Annotated in this window: 12 protein-coding genes and 1 pseudogene; 12 read left to right on the top strand and 1 reads right to left on the bottom strand. The window is 62.5% G+C overall.

Annotated features, from left to right (window positions below; genetic code table 11):
- Positions 1 to 320: 320 nt before the first annotated feature.
- Positions 321 to 614, top strand: a complete 294-nt coding sequence (locus ACL02S_RS17280; protein WP_412803461.1) for a hypothetical protein — start codon at positions 321 to 323, stop codon at positions 612 to 614.
- Positions 615 to 803: 189 nt separating this feature from the next.
- Positions 804 to 1,133 (top strand): DUF4288 domain-containing protein, encoded by a 330-nt coding sequence (locus tag ACL02S_RS17275; protein ID WP_412803460.1) that lies wholly within the window; start codon positions 804 to 806, stop codon positions 1,131 to 1,133.
- A 303-nt stretch (positions 1,134 to 1,436) separates the two neighbouring features.
- On the opposite strand, the gene ACL02S_RS17270 is transcribed toward ACL02S_RS17275, so the two are convergent.
- Positions 1,437 to 1,892, bottom strand: coding sequence for a GtrA family protein (locus tag ACL02S_RS17270; protein WP_412803511.1), 456 nt, complete (start codon positions 1,890 to 1,892; stop codon positions 1,437 to 1,439).
- 130 nt (positions 1,893 to 2,022) lie between these two features.
- Here ACL02S_RS17270 and dprE1 point away from each other — a divergent pair, with 130 nt between their 5' ends.
- The 10 genes and pseudogenes from dprE1 (at position 2,023) to ACL02S_RS17220 (ending at position 15,760) form a co-directional block, all read left to right on the top strand.
- Entirely contained in the window at positions 2,023 to 3,504 is a 1,482-nt protein-coding gene (gene dprE1, locus ACL02S_RS17265) for a decaprenylphosphoryl-beta-D-ribose oxidase (protein WP_412803510.1), read from the top strand.
- Between the two features lie 16 nt (positions 3,505 to 3,520).
- Positions 3,521 to 4,282 (top strand): decaprenylphospho-beta-D-erythro-pentofuranosid-2-ulose 2-reductase, encoded by a 762-nt coding sequence (gene dprE2 / locus ACL02S_RS17260; RefSeq protein WP_412803459.1) that lies wholly within the window; start codon positions 3,521 to 3,523, stop codon positions 4,280 to 4,282.
- Positions 4,283 to 4,501: 219 nt separating this feature from the next.
- Positions 4,502 to 6,496, top strand: a complete 1,995-nt coding sequence (locus tag ACL02S_RS17255) for a galactan 5-O-arabinofuranosyltransferase (protein WP_412803509.1) — start codon at positions 4,502 to 4,504, stop codon at positions 6,494 to 6,496.
- A gap of 131 nt (positions 6,497 to 6,627) precedes the next feature.
- Positions 6,628 to 9,915: an arabinosyltransferase domain-containing protein gene (locus ACL02S_RS17250; RefSeq protein WP_412803458.1), complete on the top strand. Its 3,288-nt coding sequence runs from the start codon at positions 6,628 to 6,630 to the stop codon at positions 9,913 to 9,915.
- Between the two features lie 178 nt (positions 9,916 to 10,093).
- The gene (locus ACL02S_RS17245) at positions 10,094 to 10,438 is read left to right on the top strand and encodes a hypothetical protein (protein WP_412803457.1); all 345 of its coding nucleotides are present in this window, start codon (positions 10,094 to 10,096) and stop codon (positions 10,436 to 10,438) included.
- Positions 10,439 to 10,566: 128 nt separating this feature from the next.
- Positions 10,567 to 11,706: a hypothetical protein gene (locus tag ACL02S_RS17240; protein WP_412803456.1), complete on the top strand. Its 1,140-nt coding sequence runs from the start codon at positions 10,567 to 10,569 to the stop codon at positions 11,704 to 11,706.
- Positions 11,699 to 12,340, top strand: a complete 642-nt coding sequence (locus tag ACL02S_RS17235; protein ID WP_412803455.1) for a hypothetical protein — start codon at positions 11,699 to 11,701, stop codon at positions 12,338 to 12,340. The genes ACL02S_RS17240 and ACL02S_RS17235 overlap by 8 nt, the downstream gene beginning before the upstream one ends.
- Before the next feature lie 120 nt (positions 12,341 to 12,460).
- The gene (locus ACL02S_RS17230) at positions 12,461 to 13,315 is read left to right on the top strand and encodes an RDD family protein (RefSeq protein WP_412803454.1); all 855 of its coding nucleotides are present in this window, start codon (positions 12,461 to 12,463) and stop codon (positions 13,313 to 13,315) included.
- A 467-nt stretch (positions 13,316 to 13,782) separates the two neighbouring features.
- The gene (locus tag ACL02S_RS17225) at positions 13,783 to 14,178 is read left to right on the top strand and encodes a restriction system modified-DNA reader domain-containing protein (protein ID WP_412803453.1); all 396 of its coding nucleotides are present in this window, start codon (positions 13,783 to 13,785) and stop codon (positions 14,176 to 14,178) included.
- A 160-nt stretch (positions 14,179 to 14,338) separates the two neighbouring features.
- Positions 14,339 to 15,760: pseudogene (locus ACL02S_RS17220) on the top strand (Abi family protein).
- The last annotated feature ends 46 nt before the right edge of the window (positions 15,761 to 15,806 follow it).

The following is a 15,806-nucleotide window of genomic DNA, read 5'->3' as shown; positions in this document are numbered from 1 at the left end:
GGATTGTTGAGTGTGCCTACATCTTTCCTGCAGGATATGGTTAACCGAGGGGAGCCTACTGACTATGTATGGAATGCGGTTGCCTCATGCGCAACAGGTGTAGTGATCGGCGGCCCCGCAGCGGCAGCGTGGAGGGTGCTCGCCCCCGAACTTCAGAAGAAGGTGGTCATAGCAGTTATTTCCTGGGTTATAAAATATGGCCGCAGGTAGTATATTCATCTGACCCACCAGTAATTTGAGTGCCCTTCGGCGGGACAGTTCCTGCCGAAGGGCACTCATCTTCCAGATATTTTCATAATATCATAGGAGTGCCGATGTTGATGAATCCTTATCTCATACTTACGCTCTGCACAATATTACTCATAGTGGGCGCCGCAGAGGTCTTTGCCGGTTACATCCGAGATACTTTCAGCGAGAAGGCCAATAAGGTACTCAGGTCCTGGGGAACTGTGACTATCATATTCAGCATACCGCCGATCGTAGCAATGACCCGCATCATCAGCACTGGAGACGATTCCGGCCTTCCAGTGCCATTTCGCATTTTCCTTTCTGTGTATGTGATTGTTCTTGCAATAATTGCTGGATATCCACTAGAAAAGGTCAAACGACTCTAGTTTCGCGAGTCGCTGATTCATCGGCAGTGAATGGCACAGTGTTTCGAAGATTTCTTCGGCGGTCTTGTCCCAGGCGAAGAGTTTCGGTGCGTCGCTGGCGCAGGCAACGGTCCCCGAGCGGACCACAAGAAGGCCTGGAAGTTACTGAAAGACAGTCGCTTCAAGAAGTAGAAGGAAGGAGTCAGCTAGTTGGCCAAGAGCCCGTACATCGCCATCACACTGTTCGAGTTCACCTCCGATGCTCCGGACTATGTACCGCTGTACCGGGAAGATGTGACGCTCCTTTACGCGGAGTCCGAAGAGGAAGCGCGGGAGCTTGCCGAGGAGAACTTCCGGAGCGACGAGGAGACCTACAAGAACGAAGCCGGCTACAACGTCACCGTCACCCCTACCGCAGTGATCGACATTGTGGCGGCGTTGATCGACGACCTGTCCGAGGGCGGTGACCTGTATTCACGCCACTTCCGTGACTTCGAGGCCTACTCGAAGTGGGAGCCGATGCTCAACGGACCCTTATGACGTTGCAGTGAGTGCTCTAACTGAGATTTTAGACACAACACTTTGTCCCGCTTGCGTTTTGACTTACGAAGGTCCAAGACGTGAGAAGGGTGTACGGCGCTGCGCGAAAACAGGGTATCCGGAGAGTCCGCGGGTGGTGACTGCGCGGCTGGCATAGGATCCGCACCTGTGAGCGTAGACCCCTGACGGACGAGCTCGAACCGCTCGGATTCACATCGGCGGCCGACGGTTCCCGTTACCGCGTGTACCTATCGGTGAGCTCTGCGTATAGGAACACATGGGCTGATCGGCGCAAGCCAGCCTTCAGCGGATCTTGAATATCACCGCGCGCTGGATGACGAAGTTGATCACCGTGGCGGTGCCCTGGGCGACGACGAAGGCCAACGGCTGCCGCCACCAGACCTCATCCAAAGCGTGGTAGAGCGCCGCGTTGATGCCGACCTGGACCGCGAAGGTGAGCGCGTAGAGCGCGATCACCGCGAGGAAACGAGTCCGGCTCGGCGGGGCCTGGAAGGTCCAGCGCCGATTGATCAGGTAGGCGGTTGTGGTACCCGCCACAAAACCGATCGACTTGGCGACGCTGACCGGGAGGCCGACCACATTGAGCAGCAGGCTGTAGAGCCCGTAGTCGACGACAGCCGAGAACCCGCCGGTGAGAGTGAACCGGATGATCTGTGTCTTGAGGTCGACGTCGGTGCCGCCTGGCTCGTCGACCAGCGGTAACTCGACCGGCAGCGGCAGATGTGGTTCGGCTTGCACGCGATGAGCGTAGCGTCGCCCTGGCCGGGGCGCGGATTCGATACCGCACTCGCCCGCCGCGCCCGCGGGCGCACTCCTACCGGTGGGTACGGCGAGCGCAACCGGATCCGGCGTAATGCCTGTAGCCTCTATGCCGATGTCCACGAAAGCTCCGACCGCCACCACGACAACCGGTAACGACACCGGCGTCACACACGATGGCCCGGCCGCGGGGTCCGCGTTCGCACTGCCGACGCGCACCCGCACGTTGACCGGGTGGGGTCGCACCGCACCTACCTCGTCCGAAGTGCTCTCGACCGGCGATCCAGAACTGATCGCCAAGGCCGTGGCCATGGTCGCCGAGGACAACGACGGTAAGCCGCCGCATCTGCGCCGCGGCGTGATCGCCCGCGGCCTCGGCCGCTCCTACGGCGACCACGCCCAGAACGCGGGCGGGCTGGTCGTCGATATGACCGCACTGAACAACATCCACCGGATCGATCGTGATACCAGGATCGTGGATGTCGACGGTGGCGTCAGCCTGGATCAGCTCATGAAGGCCGCGCTGCCGTTCGGGCTCTGGGTACCGGTGCTGCCTGGTACCCGCCAGGTGACCATCGGTGGCGCGATCGCCTCCGATATCCACGGCAAGAACCATCACAGCGAGGGCAGCTTCGGCAACCACGTGCGCTCGATGGAGCTGCTCACCGCCGATGGGCAGGTGCAGCACATCACGCCGAGGCGCAATGCCAAACTGTTCTGGGCCACCGTCGGCGGCAACGGCCTCACCGGCATCATCCTGCGCGCGACCATCGAGATGGTGCCGACCGAGACCGCCTATTTCCTCAATGACGGCGTGAAGACCACGACCCTCGACGAGACCATCGCCGCGCACAGCGACGGCAGCGAGGCGAACTACACCTACTCGAGCGCCTGGTTCGATGTGATCAGCCCGCCACCCAAGCTGGGCAGGGCCACGATCACCCGCGGCAGGCTGGCGAAAGTGGACGAGCTGCCGAAACGGCTGCGTAGCAAACCGCTGAAGTTCGACGCCCCGCAGCTGATGACAGTGCCGGATATCTTCCCCAACTGGACGATGAACAAGCTGACGCTGATGTCCATCGGCGAGGCGTACTACCGGATGGGCGGCAACTACACCGGCAAGGTGCAGAACCTGACGCAGTTCTACCACCCGCTGGATATGATCGCGGAGTGGAACCGCGGCTATGGTTCCAACGGATTCCTGCAGTACCAGTTCGTGGTACCGACCGAGGCGGTCGAGGAGTTCAAGCGGATCATCATCGACATCCAGGCCTCTGGGCACTACTCGGCGCTGAATGTGTTCAAGCTGTTCGGCCCGGGTAATCAAGCCCCGCTGAGTTTCCCGATGCCTGGCTGGAACATCTGCGTCGACTTCCCGATCAAACCGGGTCTCAACGAACTCGTCCGTGAACTGGACCGGCGGGTGCTGGAGTTCGGCGGGCGGCTGTACACCGCGAAGGACTCGCGGACCACCGCGGAGACCTTCCACCAGATGTATCCCCGGATCGACGAATGGATCAAGGTCCGTCGAAATGTCGATCCCACAGGCGTTTTCATGTCCGATATGGCGAGAAGGCTGGAACTACAGTGACGGTAGGTTCTACGAAATGATCAATGCCGTTGGTAATCCGCAGTCGATTCTGCTGCTCGGCGGGACCTCGGAGATCGGCTTGGCGATCTGCGCGGAGTACCTGAAGAAGGGGCCCGCGCGCATCGTCCTCGCCACGCTGCCAGGTGATCCGCTGCGCGCGGACGCGGTCGCGCAGATGGAGGCCGCTGGCGCGAGCCAGGTGGAAGTCATCGACTTCGACGCACTCGACACCGGCAGCCACCCCAAGGTGATCGACGCTGCCTGGGACGCCGGTGACGTCGATGTCGCCATCGTCGCGTTCGGTCTGCTCGGCGATGCCGAACAGCTGTGGCGCGATCAGCGCAAGGCGGTGCAGATCGCCGAGATCAACTACACCGCGGCGGTATCGGTCGGGGTGCTGGTCGGCGAGAAGATGAAGGCCCAGGGCTACGGCCGGATCATCGCCATGTCCTCGGTGGCTGGCGAGCGGGTGCGGCGCTCGAACTTCGTCTACGGCTCGACCAAGGCCGGTCTGGACGGCTTCTACCTCGGTCTCGGTGAGGCACTGCGGCCACACGGTCCGCGCGTACTGGTGATCCGCCCCGGTCAGGTGCGCACCCGGATGTCCGCACACGTCAAAGAGGCGCCGCTCACCGTCGACAAGGAAGATATCGCGGCGCTGGCGGTTTCCGCCTCGCAGAAGGGCAAGGAACTGGTCTGGGCGCCGGGCGCGTTCCGCTACGTGATGATGGTCCTGCGGCATATCCCGCGCGCGATCTTCCGCAGGCTGCCCATCTGAATCCGGTGCTCCAGCTCGGACCGAAGTGCCCGCGTGATCGGCGATCACGCGGGCACCTATCGTCTGACGGAGTCGACCTGAGTGAACCTTCGACGGAATCGACCCGAGTGAACCCGGAGGCGTCATGCGAGTAACCGAGTGCGGCGAGCACGGAGCGATCCGTTGCGTACAGTGACCGCGACCAGCGACGCACCGGCACAGGTCCCCGGTCCGGCACGGATGCCAGGGCGGGCGGCGCTGCTGGTACGACAGGTCGCGGGCGGGATCGCCGAGGCCGCACTCGCGGCCACCGTGGCCGTGGTTGTTGCCGCCGTCGGGCTCATCGCGTTCTCCATGGTGCAGTGGCCCGCCTTCAACTCGTCGAATGTGACGCGGACGCTGACCACGCTCGGGCAGGTCGGCGCGGCGGCACTACTCGTTGCCTCGATCACGTTGCTCCGGCGGCACAAATGGCGATGGATCGCGAAACTGCTTTCCTGGGTGGGAATTTCGTCGTTCGTCACGGTCACGCTCGGCATGCCGTTGGCGGCGACCAAACTGTATCTGTTCGGCATCTCGGTGGACCAGGAGTTCCGCACCGAGTTCCTCACCCGGCTCACCGACTCCCCCGCCCTACGCGATATGACCTACGCGGATCTGCCGCCGTACTACCCGGCAGGATGGTTCTGGCTCGGCGGGCGGGTAGCGAATCTGCTCGGTATGGACGGCTGGGAAGTATTCAAGCCGTACGCGATCGGCTTCCTTGCGGTAACGGCAGTGGTCGCACTGGTGCTGTGGTCCGAGTTGATCCGCGCGGACTGGGCCGTGGCCGTCACAGCCGCGGGCACCGCGGTCACGCTGGCCTATGCCGCACCAGAGGCCTATGGCGCCATCATCGTGCTGTTGCTGCCGCCCGCGCTGGTGCTCGCCTGGGGGGCGCTGCACCGGCCGAGGGAGAATCACGAGCCGGGCACTACGGCGCAGAAAGCCATCGAAGGGCACACCGCGGGTGGTTGGGGCGCGGTCATCGGCACCGGGCTGTTTCTCGGCATGGCTGCCACGTTCTACACCCTTTACTTCCTGCTGGCCGTCTTCGCGATCGGCCTGATGGGTCTGCTGGCGGCCTGGCTCGCGGTACGCGAGCAACGTGTGGCGGCCCTGGCACACCGCACCCGCACCGCCACGGACGGCAACCGTCCGCCCTGGCGCGCGGCAGTGCCGCCGTTGCTGCGGCTGGTCGTGATCGGCGCGCTCGCCGGCCTGATCGCACTCCTCGTGTGGGCGCCGTACCTGGTACGGGCACTGCGCGACGCGACAGCGAGTTCCGGCACCGCACTGCACTACCTACCGGAGTCCGGATCGCGACTGCCACTGCCGATGTTCGAGTTCTCGCTGCTCGGCGCGTTGTGTCTGCTCGGCACCGGGTGGCTGGTGCTGCGCGTCACGTCGTCCCGGCGGGCTCAGGCACTGGCGATCGGTGTGGCGGCGATCTACCTGTGGGCGCTGCTGTCCATGATGCTGACCGCGGCGGGCACCACTCTGCTGTCCTTCCGGCTGGAGCCGGTCCTGCAGGTGCTGCTCGCGGTCGCGGGAGCATTCGGGTTCGTCGAGGGCGCGCGGGCGATCTATCAGGCGCTGAACGAACCCTCCCGGTTCCGCTGGATGGCGCTCGTCGTCGCGACCGCGGGGGCACTGGCATTCACCCAGGACATCCCGCACATCCTGGCGGCGGAGATCACCACCGCCTACACCGACACCGACGGCGACGGCAACCGGGCCGACCAGCGAGCGCCCTCAGCGGTATCGCATTACGAGGAGGTGGACGCGGCACTCATCGCACAGACCGGCCGCCCCCGCTCGGACACGGTAGTGCTCACCGCGGACACCAGCTTCCTGGCGTACTACCCGTACTTCGGCTTCCAGGCACTCACCTCGCACTACGCCAACCCGCTCGCCGATTTCGCCGGGCGGGCCGCGACGATCGAGGAGTGGAGTGAACTGAGCACACCGCGGCAACTGCTCGACGCGCTGGCGGCGAGCCCGTGGCGTGCACCGGACGCATTCCTGTTCCGGCGCAGCGGTGATGCCTACACGCTGCGCCTGGCCGAGGATGTCTATCCGAACGATCCGAACGTGAAGCGCTATACCGTGAGCTTCCCGAAAGAGCTGTTCGACGACCCGCGTTTCACCATAACGGACATCGGCCCGTTCACTCTGGTCACCGTGCGTCGCTGACCGATTCCCGACCCGCCACGCCTGCGAGATATTGTGGGTCGGCGGGCAAGGCCGGATTCCGATCGACAGTGTGGTTACCGGCAGCACTAGCATCAACCACCGTGCGACCGGACCGATCTTCTCGAGCGTTCATGCGTTACCGCGCCATCGCCCTCATCGCCGGGCTGCTCGGATTCGTCTTGGCGCTATCGACTCCGCTGCTGCCGGTGCGGCAGGACAGAGCGAGCATGGACTGGCCCCAGCCCGGCACAGCGAGCGTCGCGGCGCCGCTGGTGTCCTACGAGCCGTTGCGGCTACGGGCGACCCTGCCGTGCTCGTTGCTCGGCGAGGTCGACACGGGCACGGTGTTGTCCACAGTTCCCGCTGCCGCCGAGCAGGCGACCAGCAAAGGGATGGTGGTCTCGGTCGCCGATGGCACGCTCTCGGTGCTGCTCCGGGACATTCCCCTGCTATCTGCGCCGCTGCGGGAGATCGGGTCTTGTACGGCGCTGACCATCGAATCCACTGCTACGGCCACCACCGCGGAACTCAGCGGAGCATCCAGGCAGGACGGCACGCCGTTCCGGTCCACTGTGAACCGAGATGTCCGGCCGCAGCTGGTCGGCCTGTTCACCGATCTGGACGCCGAACAGCTCACCGGCGCGCAGGTGCGGGTCGATATCGACTCGCGCTTCTCCACCACGCCGACGCCGTTGAAACTGGCCGTGATGATCGCCGCCGCGCTGTGCACGCTGCTCGCGCTGCTGGCACTGCATCAGCTCGATACCGCGGACGGCCGCAGGCCACGACGATTCCTGCCAGCCAACTGGTGGCGGATCACCCCGACCGACAGCGTCGTGCTCAGCACCTTGGTGCTGTGGCATGTCATCGGGGCCAATACTTCCGACGACGGTTACATCCTGACCATGGCGCGCGTCTCCGAGCACGCCGGTTACCTGGCCAACTACTACCGGTGGTTCGCGGTACCGGAGGCGCCCTTCGGCTGGTCCTACGAGGTGCTGGCCTGGATGACCAGGATCTCCGACGCCAGCCTGTGGATGCGCCTGCCCACCCTGGCGGCGGGCATCATCTGCTGGCTGGTGATCAGCCGGGAGGTACTGCCGCGCCTCGGCGCCCGCGTCCGGCGCAACAAGATCGCACTGTGGACCGCCGGCTTGGTCTTCCTCGCCTTCTGGCTGCCCTACGACAACGGCCTGCGCCCAGAGCCGTTGATTGCGACGGGCGCGCTGCTCACCTGGTGTTCGATCGAACGCGCCATCGCGACCGGCCGGTTGCTGCCCGCCGCGGTGGCGGTCCTGATCGCGGCGTTCTCCCTCGCGGCCGGCCCCACCGGCCTTATCTGCATCGCGGCGCTGATCGCTGGCTCGCGGCCGGTACTGCTGATCCTCATCAAACGGGCGCGCGGCGTTATTCCGGCCGGCACCGGGCCCGGTGCCGACATGACCACGATGAACGCTCCTGCGGTCGAACGCGGACCGTCCCTGGCGAACACGGTGTTCCGGTTCGCGGCGCTGCTCGCGCCCGGTGTGGCCGCGGGCACGCTGATACTCGTGGTGATCTTCGCCGACCAGACGCTGGCGACGGTATTGGAGGCCACCAGGGTACGCCGGATCGTCGGCCCGAATGTGGCTTGGTTCGACGAACGCGCCCGCTGGGACTCGCTGCTGATGCTGTCGCCGGACGGTTCATTGGCACGGCGATTCGCCGTGCTGGTGATGCTGCTGTGCCTGCTGGTCTGTGTGCTGCAGGTACTGCGTAAGGGACGCATTCCCGGCACATCCCGCGGTCCGTCGGTACGCATTCTCGGCATCGTTTTCGCGTCGTTGTTCCTGATGATGTTCACCCCGACCAAATGGACACATCACTTCGGGGTGTACGCCGGGCTGGCCGGGGCGCTCGCGGCGCTCGCGGCGGTCGCGGTGGGTACCAACGGTATTCGCTCACCACGAAACCGCACGCTGTTCGCCGCCGCGGTGCTTTTCCTGCTCGCGGTCACCTTCACCGGCTCCAATGGCTGGTGGTATGTGTCCAGCTACGGCGTGCCGTGGTGGGACAAAGCGCCACTGATCGCGGGCAAGGGGCTGTCCACGCTGTTCCTCGGGCTCAGTGGTCTCGCATTGCTGGTGGCCGTCTGGCAGCACTACCGAGCGCCCTACCGGCCCGCGATCAGCTCCCCACCCGGGCGTTTCGATCGGTGGGCCTCGGCTCCGCTCACCATCGCCGCCGCTCTGTTGGTCCTGTTCGAGGTCGCCTCCCTGACCAAGGCCGCGGCCACCCAGTACCCCGCGTACTCGATCGGCAAATCCAATCTGGAATCGCTGCTCGGAGATTCGTGCGCGCTGGCCAATGAGGTACTGGTGGAAACCGATACCGCGGACTCGGTGTTGCTTCCGTATACCGGCACGCCCGCGACCGGACTCGCCGCGCAGAACACCGGATTCACGCCGAACGGGGTCGCCCGCGATCTCACCGCTGACGTCGAAGAAACTGTTACCGGCGGTGCGAACTCGGTCGACACCGATACCGAGGACCGGGCCAGCACAACCACCGGAACGGGCACCGAGGGCGGAACGACCGAGTCGGCCGGCGTCAACGGCAGCCGAGTGGCGCTGCCCTTCGGTCTCGACCCGACCAAAACACCGGTACTCGGCAGTTACCGCGAAGGCGAACAACAGCAAGCGAAGTTGACCACCCAGTGGTACCGGCTCGACCTGACCGACAGTATGCGCGATGATCCCGCCTATCGAGTGCTCGCGATCACCGCGGCAGGCCGAATCCAGTCGGTCGATACCGACGGGGTGCGCACCTACGGTCAGCAACTACATTTGGAGTACGGAGTCCGCGGTACAGACGGCGAAGTCCGTACACTCGGCTCGATCGATCCGCTGGATATCGGACCGGCACCTTCGTGGCGCACCCTGCGAGTCCCCCTGGACCAACTGCCCACCGAGGTGAACGCGGTGCGGCTGGTCGCGATCGACAACGACATCACACCCGAACAATGGCTGGCCATCACCCCACCCCGGCTGCCCAAGCTGGCCACACTGAATTCGTTAGTCGGCGAACAGGATCCGGTACTGCTCGACTGGCACGTCGGCCTGGCCTTCCCGTGTCAGCGTCCGTTCGATCATCTCGACGGCGTCGCCGAGATCCCGAAATGGCGCATCCTGCCCGACCGGGTCGGCTCCGAGGCATCCAACGCCTGGCAGGACGATCTCGGCGGCGGACCGCTCGGCTGGACCGACCTGCTGCTGCAGGCGCAGATCGTGCCGAGTTACCTCGACAACGACTGGGCCAGGGACTGGGGTTCACTGGAGAAATTCACCCCCTACGATCCGAACGCCAGACCTGCCGATATCGACCTCACCGTCGAGACCCGCGACGGACTGGCCGACGACGCTCCGATCCGCATCCGCTGACACCGAGGTGGGGTACCCGAAACACTCGCTACCGGGCACGGATAACAGCAAGGACGATCACCAACATCATTGCTTCCCTGCTCCATACCGGCCGCTCGGTGTTGTTCGTCGACGAGAAGGCCGCGGTGCCGCATGTGGTTCAATGATCGGTGTCATATCGAAGTGAAGGGGGAAAGCGATGGCCACTGTCCTCAGCGTGGACATCGAGGTACTGCGTAGTGCCGTGCAGTCACTGAACACTGCCGAAGATGTACTCACTGACGCGATGAAGGCGATGTCCAAGGACCGGCATATGGACATCGGCACCAAAGCATTGAACGATGCCGCGGACAGCTTTCAAACCCGCTGGAAGTACGGCATCGAACGCATCGGTGAGGCAGCGACAGCCACAGCGGAAGGCATCTCGAAATGCCTCGTGGCCTATACCGAGATGGACAGGGCGTTCGCACAGGCACTCGGACAAGCCGAATCCGCTGTCGATGCGACAGCCGCGCGGTCACCGATCGCGGCGGAGAGAGTGTGAGCCAGAACCCGTACCCGAATCTCGGATTCAACCCGGTACCCGGTGCGGTCGGCGATGTCGCGGGCCTGCAAGGTCAGATCAGCGGAGCATACGAGGCGGTCCGGGAAACCAACAGGCTGCTCGGCCGCTTGCGCAACGGTAACGACGACGTATGGAAAGGGTACGCGGGCAACGCCTTTCGCACCAACTTCGATGCTACCCTTGCCCAGGACCTCGACTACGCGCAGAGCTCACTCGAAAAGGCCGTCTCGCTGATCCAGGAGTGGCACAGCAACCTGGTCAGTTTCCAAGAAACTGCCAGAGGGCTGGAAACCGAAGCGGCCGAAGCGAGGGGGCAGCATGCCAAGGCCACCGCGAAATTGGCACAGGCCAAGTCCAACCCGGACCTAGCACTGGCGAACACCAGCTATTCGGACGCTGAGAGCCTGGCAGCGGCACAATCACGACTGGACACCGCCATAGCGGCAGTCCGCACCGCGACCGCAGCGGTCGACGAGTGGCAAGCGACGATCAATGCCATTGTCAGACGCGCGCACGATCTAGAATCCATCCACGACAGCCTCGCCCGCCGGATCGCCGCAGAGCTGGATGCCTCCGCAAAAGCCTTCGCTCCCAGCCCACCGGACCAGAGTATCTGGGACCGGATCACCGACGCGATCAAAGGCATCGGCGAGTACATCAGTGACCACAAGGACCAGATCCACGACGTTCTTGCAGGTATCTCAGCGGTGACGGGCCTTCTGGCCCTAGTGACTCCGCCACCCGCGAGCGCGGTCTTGGCGGTGATCGCACTGGCATCCGGAGCCGGTGCACTGGCGATCGACTTCATGAAGCCCGAAGTACAGCAAGCTATCGGCGACTTCACCTCAGATGCCTTCGACGGCCAGTTCAACGGGGATGCTCTCAAGACGATCGGTGCCACGGTCGGCATGGACTCGCTCGCCGTTATCCCTGGTATCGGTGGGCTGGTCAAAGGTGGTAAGGCGCTCTGGCAAGGGGCCGAATTCAGCACGGCGATCACTGCCTTCACCGAAGGCGCTCAAGCGCCGAGCATCCTCGCAAAGAACCTCGACCATGGCCTCGGCTTCCTGCAGTCCATGCCAGTCGTCGGAAATGTCGCGGACAGCGCAGTGGTAGGCCTGCAGGATCTCAGCCAGGTGAGCAAATTGAACCCGGGCAGCGCTCTTGCCGGCATGGAGGTGTTCCTACGATCGGCGAAGGCCGGTTCCGGGCTGGTCGAAATGGGGAATGTGGTCTTCGGTGATTGAGGCAAGACTCGATATCTGGATCCCTGACGGCTACATGGAGATGCCACTGACCGAGATCTCCGAACGAATAGATGTAGCCGAATCCCTGCTCACCACAGTCGGGACACCAGAAGTACGCGCACTTACGCGAACGATCCTGCCGACCGTCGAACTACTCTTCGGCCAGTTGTCCGCGAGAGGAACCCGGTATTGCGGGATCGGTCAGCATCTGTCCACCGAGGGAAATCCGGTGACTTCCTGCCTGACGGTGTCCGTCTACGAGACCGGCGGCGACGAACTCAATCCCCGCTTGGTCTTGGCCGACCTCGTGGACTCGAGAACGAAATCGGGCGAGCTTGGGGACACGCTGGTTCGGCATGTCGATGATCGGCCGATGTTGTTCTCCGAGCGCATCACCGAACTCCCCACACCTGAGATACCTGGTCGGCCATACACCAGCGACACGACTGCTACCTATCAACTGGAGGCTGTCGTCCCTGCGGACGATGGATCCGCGCTCGCGATCGTCGAGTTGTCGACCGTCGATATCAGCTCCGGTCCCGAATTTCGGAAAATGCTGGTCGATATGGCGAGGTCTGTCAGCCTGCAGCCAAGCCTGAACCAGGTTGCGCGCCCCTCCTCTCTGGACTTGTGAGGTACCGACATCGACGCGCTATCATCGGCCATCACCAACCCCACCACCCGGTCCATCCTCCGTACCGGAGCCATCTGGTCATGGGCGCTGCTGATCGGCGGAGTTATCAGTGTTCCAGGCATGCTTGCCTACATCGAGCTCAGCGATTCGAAGTACGGACAGACAGTACAGAACATCGCCGGACTCGGAGGTATAGTTTCCGTCATCCTGTTTTGCACCGGCATCATCGGCGCTTGCGCTGTCTGGTCCAATAACAGGATTCGTCGCGTCCTCCGAAGTTATCCGTGGATACCGTGGCAGATGAGCTACGAGGCGGTCGGCCGAGAAGAATACGTCGAATTGCGTGATAATTGGAATCGTCCTGTCACGCGATTGATGGTCAGCAAGTGGCGCCGTTCGGGCTTCGACGAGAAGTCGCCAGTCGTCTGGTTCGCCGGCGATCCATACACACGTGGTGTGCTCTCGGCGCCGGGGGGAGGCAGTCCCCGCTACGCGGAATACGCAGATCCAGCACAGAGTCCCCCTCCGCCTGCGAAACCGGCTACCGATGGAGCGTCCCGGCGTCACGGCGCGAACTCCGATGATCGCTATCCATCACCGCGCCGTCTGCGACGAATCATCGCGTTCGTTATAGATTGGTCGATTCACTTCGGTGGTGGTGCTGCCGTTGTCGTTCTGGGAGAAGGGCATATACCAGCCGTCGGCGCGTGGGCGCTCGGCACCTGGATTATCCTGTCGTTCACAGATAGAGTCGTGATCCAAGGATATTTTCACACGACGATCGGAAAATCTGTTTTCGACTTGTACGCGATCAGGCCGGACAACGGAGAACTTCCGTCATATGGGCGCCTCACCAAAATCTGGTTCACAAATCTCTTCTATTGTTTACTGCCCGTAGCATTAGACGCTGCCCCGGATAACCTCGGCGACTACTTCCTCACCGCAGTTCGGAAACGAGATCTCCGAAGAGAGTAGACAAGCCTGGTGCCACACATACGAGAATGAGCCTTTTCATCACCTCTGATGACGGCTATATCCTCACCATAACGCGCATCCCGGAGTACGCGGTACCTTACGTCCTGAGCCGTTGAACACGACGGGCGCGCTGGTGCTCATGGTGAGATCACCGACCGGACGCCGGCGACAGTACTGGAAGCCACCGAGTGCGAAGGGGCGCCGGCCCGAATATGCCCCCTTCGACTTCACCGGCTCCGTTGCTGCCGAATACCGGCACATCCGTGACCAGGCTCGCCGCGCAGAACACCGGATTCACACCGAACGGGGTCACCCGCGATCTCACCACTGGCCGCCGACACTCCGATCCCCCTCCGCACCCGCTGACGCGAGGTGCTTGACTACTCTTCGCCATACTTCTAATCTTGAAAAGCTGTCAATCTTGGAAGATTGAAGATTTCAAAGTGAGATCGAACGGGGAGATGCTGGTGAAGCACCGGATCGATATCGATGACGAAGTGTACGACGCACTTGCAGAGCGTAGACGTGGCTTCGAACAACCCAATGACGTCCTTCGAAGATTACTGTTCCTCGGCGACACCAGCACCAGCCAACCGAGTCAGTTACACGTCGGACGGCTTGCACCATTGATGAATGCCGGACTGGTGAAGAGCGGCGACGTACTTCGCCACGAACGTGTCCGTAAGGGACAAGTCTTCACCGCAGCAGTGACCGATGACGGATTGCTACGCACCAACCTGGGCACCTACAGCGCCCCGTCCCCAGCACTGAAGGATCTGGTCGGAACTGAGATCGACGGATGGCGCAACTGGATCCACGTCGATTCCGGCAAGACACTGGACGAACTTCGGAAATCGCTCTGATCAACCGCCCCCGGCAGACAGCAGTGGCCTGAAAGAGAGAACCGACCGCCCCTCCCTGATGCGGGAGTGGACGGTCGGCCATGTCCGTACATCCTATCAAAGGTGCTTCGATGAGTAACCACTTGTCAGCGCGTCCTCGAACCGGTCATGGACACCGACCATGACGGCCTACGACAAGCCGTTCCTGACTCTCGCGGAACAGGTGCGCCTACTCCGTGACCGTGGAATGACCATTGACGACGAAGCAGCGGCTATTCGAATACTCAGTAAAATCGACTACTACAGGTTGAGGGATTACTGGCACATCTACCGTATGCGAATCCAGGCTCCAGAGACACACCCAGAGGAAATCGCGAGCGTCACTATAGGTGAGGGGTTCGTACCTGGGACAACATTCAACCGCGTCGTGGAGCTCTATGAGTTCGATCGTCTTCTGCGACTGCATATCCTGGACGCGATCGAGCGCGTCGAAGTCGCGCTACAGGCCCGACTCGGTTACACGTTAGGTGCCGGGCATCCCTTCGCCCACCTCGACCCAGCTTCTTTGGATCGGACATTCACCGAGTTCGATGACCAGAACCCTATTGTGAGCAGGGCGCAGTGGCTGAGCAGCGAACATGCGCAATGGCTGACGAATGTACGACGGATCGAGGACCGGTCGAAAGAAGATTTCGTCAAATACTTCAAGTCCAAATAAGGTATGCCACTTCCAGTCTGGGTCGTTACCGAACTGCTCACCTTCGGTGCCCTTTCCACCTTGCTCGGCGGCTTGAAAACTCCACATAAAAACCTGATCGCCGCAAGCTTCGGAATTTTCGATAAGAACCATGATGGCGACGGCGCGACCCTGACGAAGTGGATCACGAATCTGACATACGTGCGCAACATATGCGCCCATCAACGGCGTTTGTGGAACGCGAATATAGTCGAGCAAGCCGGTCGCCTCGAAGGGGTACCGGATCTCGCTCATGCGGCTGATGTCCACTCGCGCTCGAGGGTATATGCGTCGCTGGCGATACTCGCCTATCTCACAAGCCAACTCGACCCGGAATCGACGTGGCGGCTCGAGACCGTGGACTTGATCAAGACCGGACTGGCTACGGTACAGCAACCGGACAGTCGTATCGGATGCCCGGCGGGATGGGAGCACCAGCCGATCTGGTCGACAGCCTACCAACCTCCTCCGGATCCGCTTCCAGCCGAATACCGCCTGGTACTACAGCGATTCGAGTGCATAGGGACATCCGAGGTCGGTGCGATCATCGATACCAGCACCACGCCAAGTCGCAGAGCCAGTGCCGTACGGTACCACCGTGCTCATTCCAGGCTTCTGGGATTTCCCGTCGGAAATACCTACCGGTTCCCTGTTTTTCAGCTCGATACCGCCGGACAACGTATAGACCCGATAGCGGAGGAAGCCAACGTGGCGCTTGGCGCCAAGCAGCGTCCATGGGAAGTAGGAATGTGGTGGAGCACCCCCGACAAGGAGCTCGGCGGCGCTGTCCCGATGGATTTGCTACGCACCGGAAATCTGACCAGTCAACTGATCGCCGCAGCAGTTGAAGGCCGCCGCGATGGTTGAGCGCACGAAACCGGTTGTACGGTATGAAAATATGCTCTCACCAGTG

This window comes from Nocardia spongicola, assembly GCF_047200775.1.
Classification (GTDB): Bacteria; Actinomycetota; Actinomycetes; order Mycobacteriales; family Mycobacteriaceae; genus Nocardia.
Note: the sequence above shows the minus strand (reverse complement) of the source record. Positions and strands in the feature narration are given on the sequence as shown.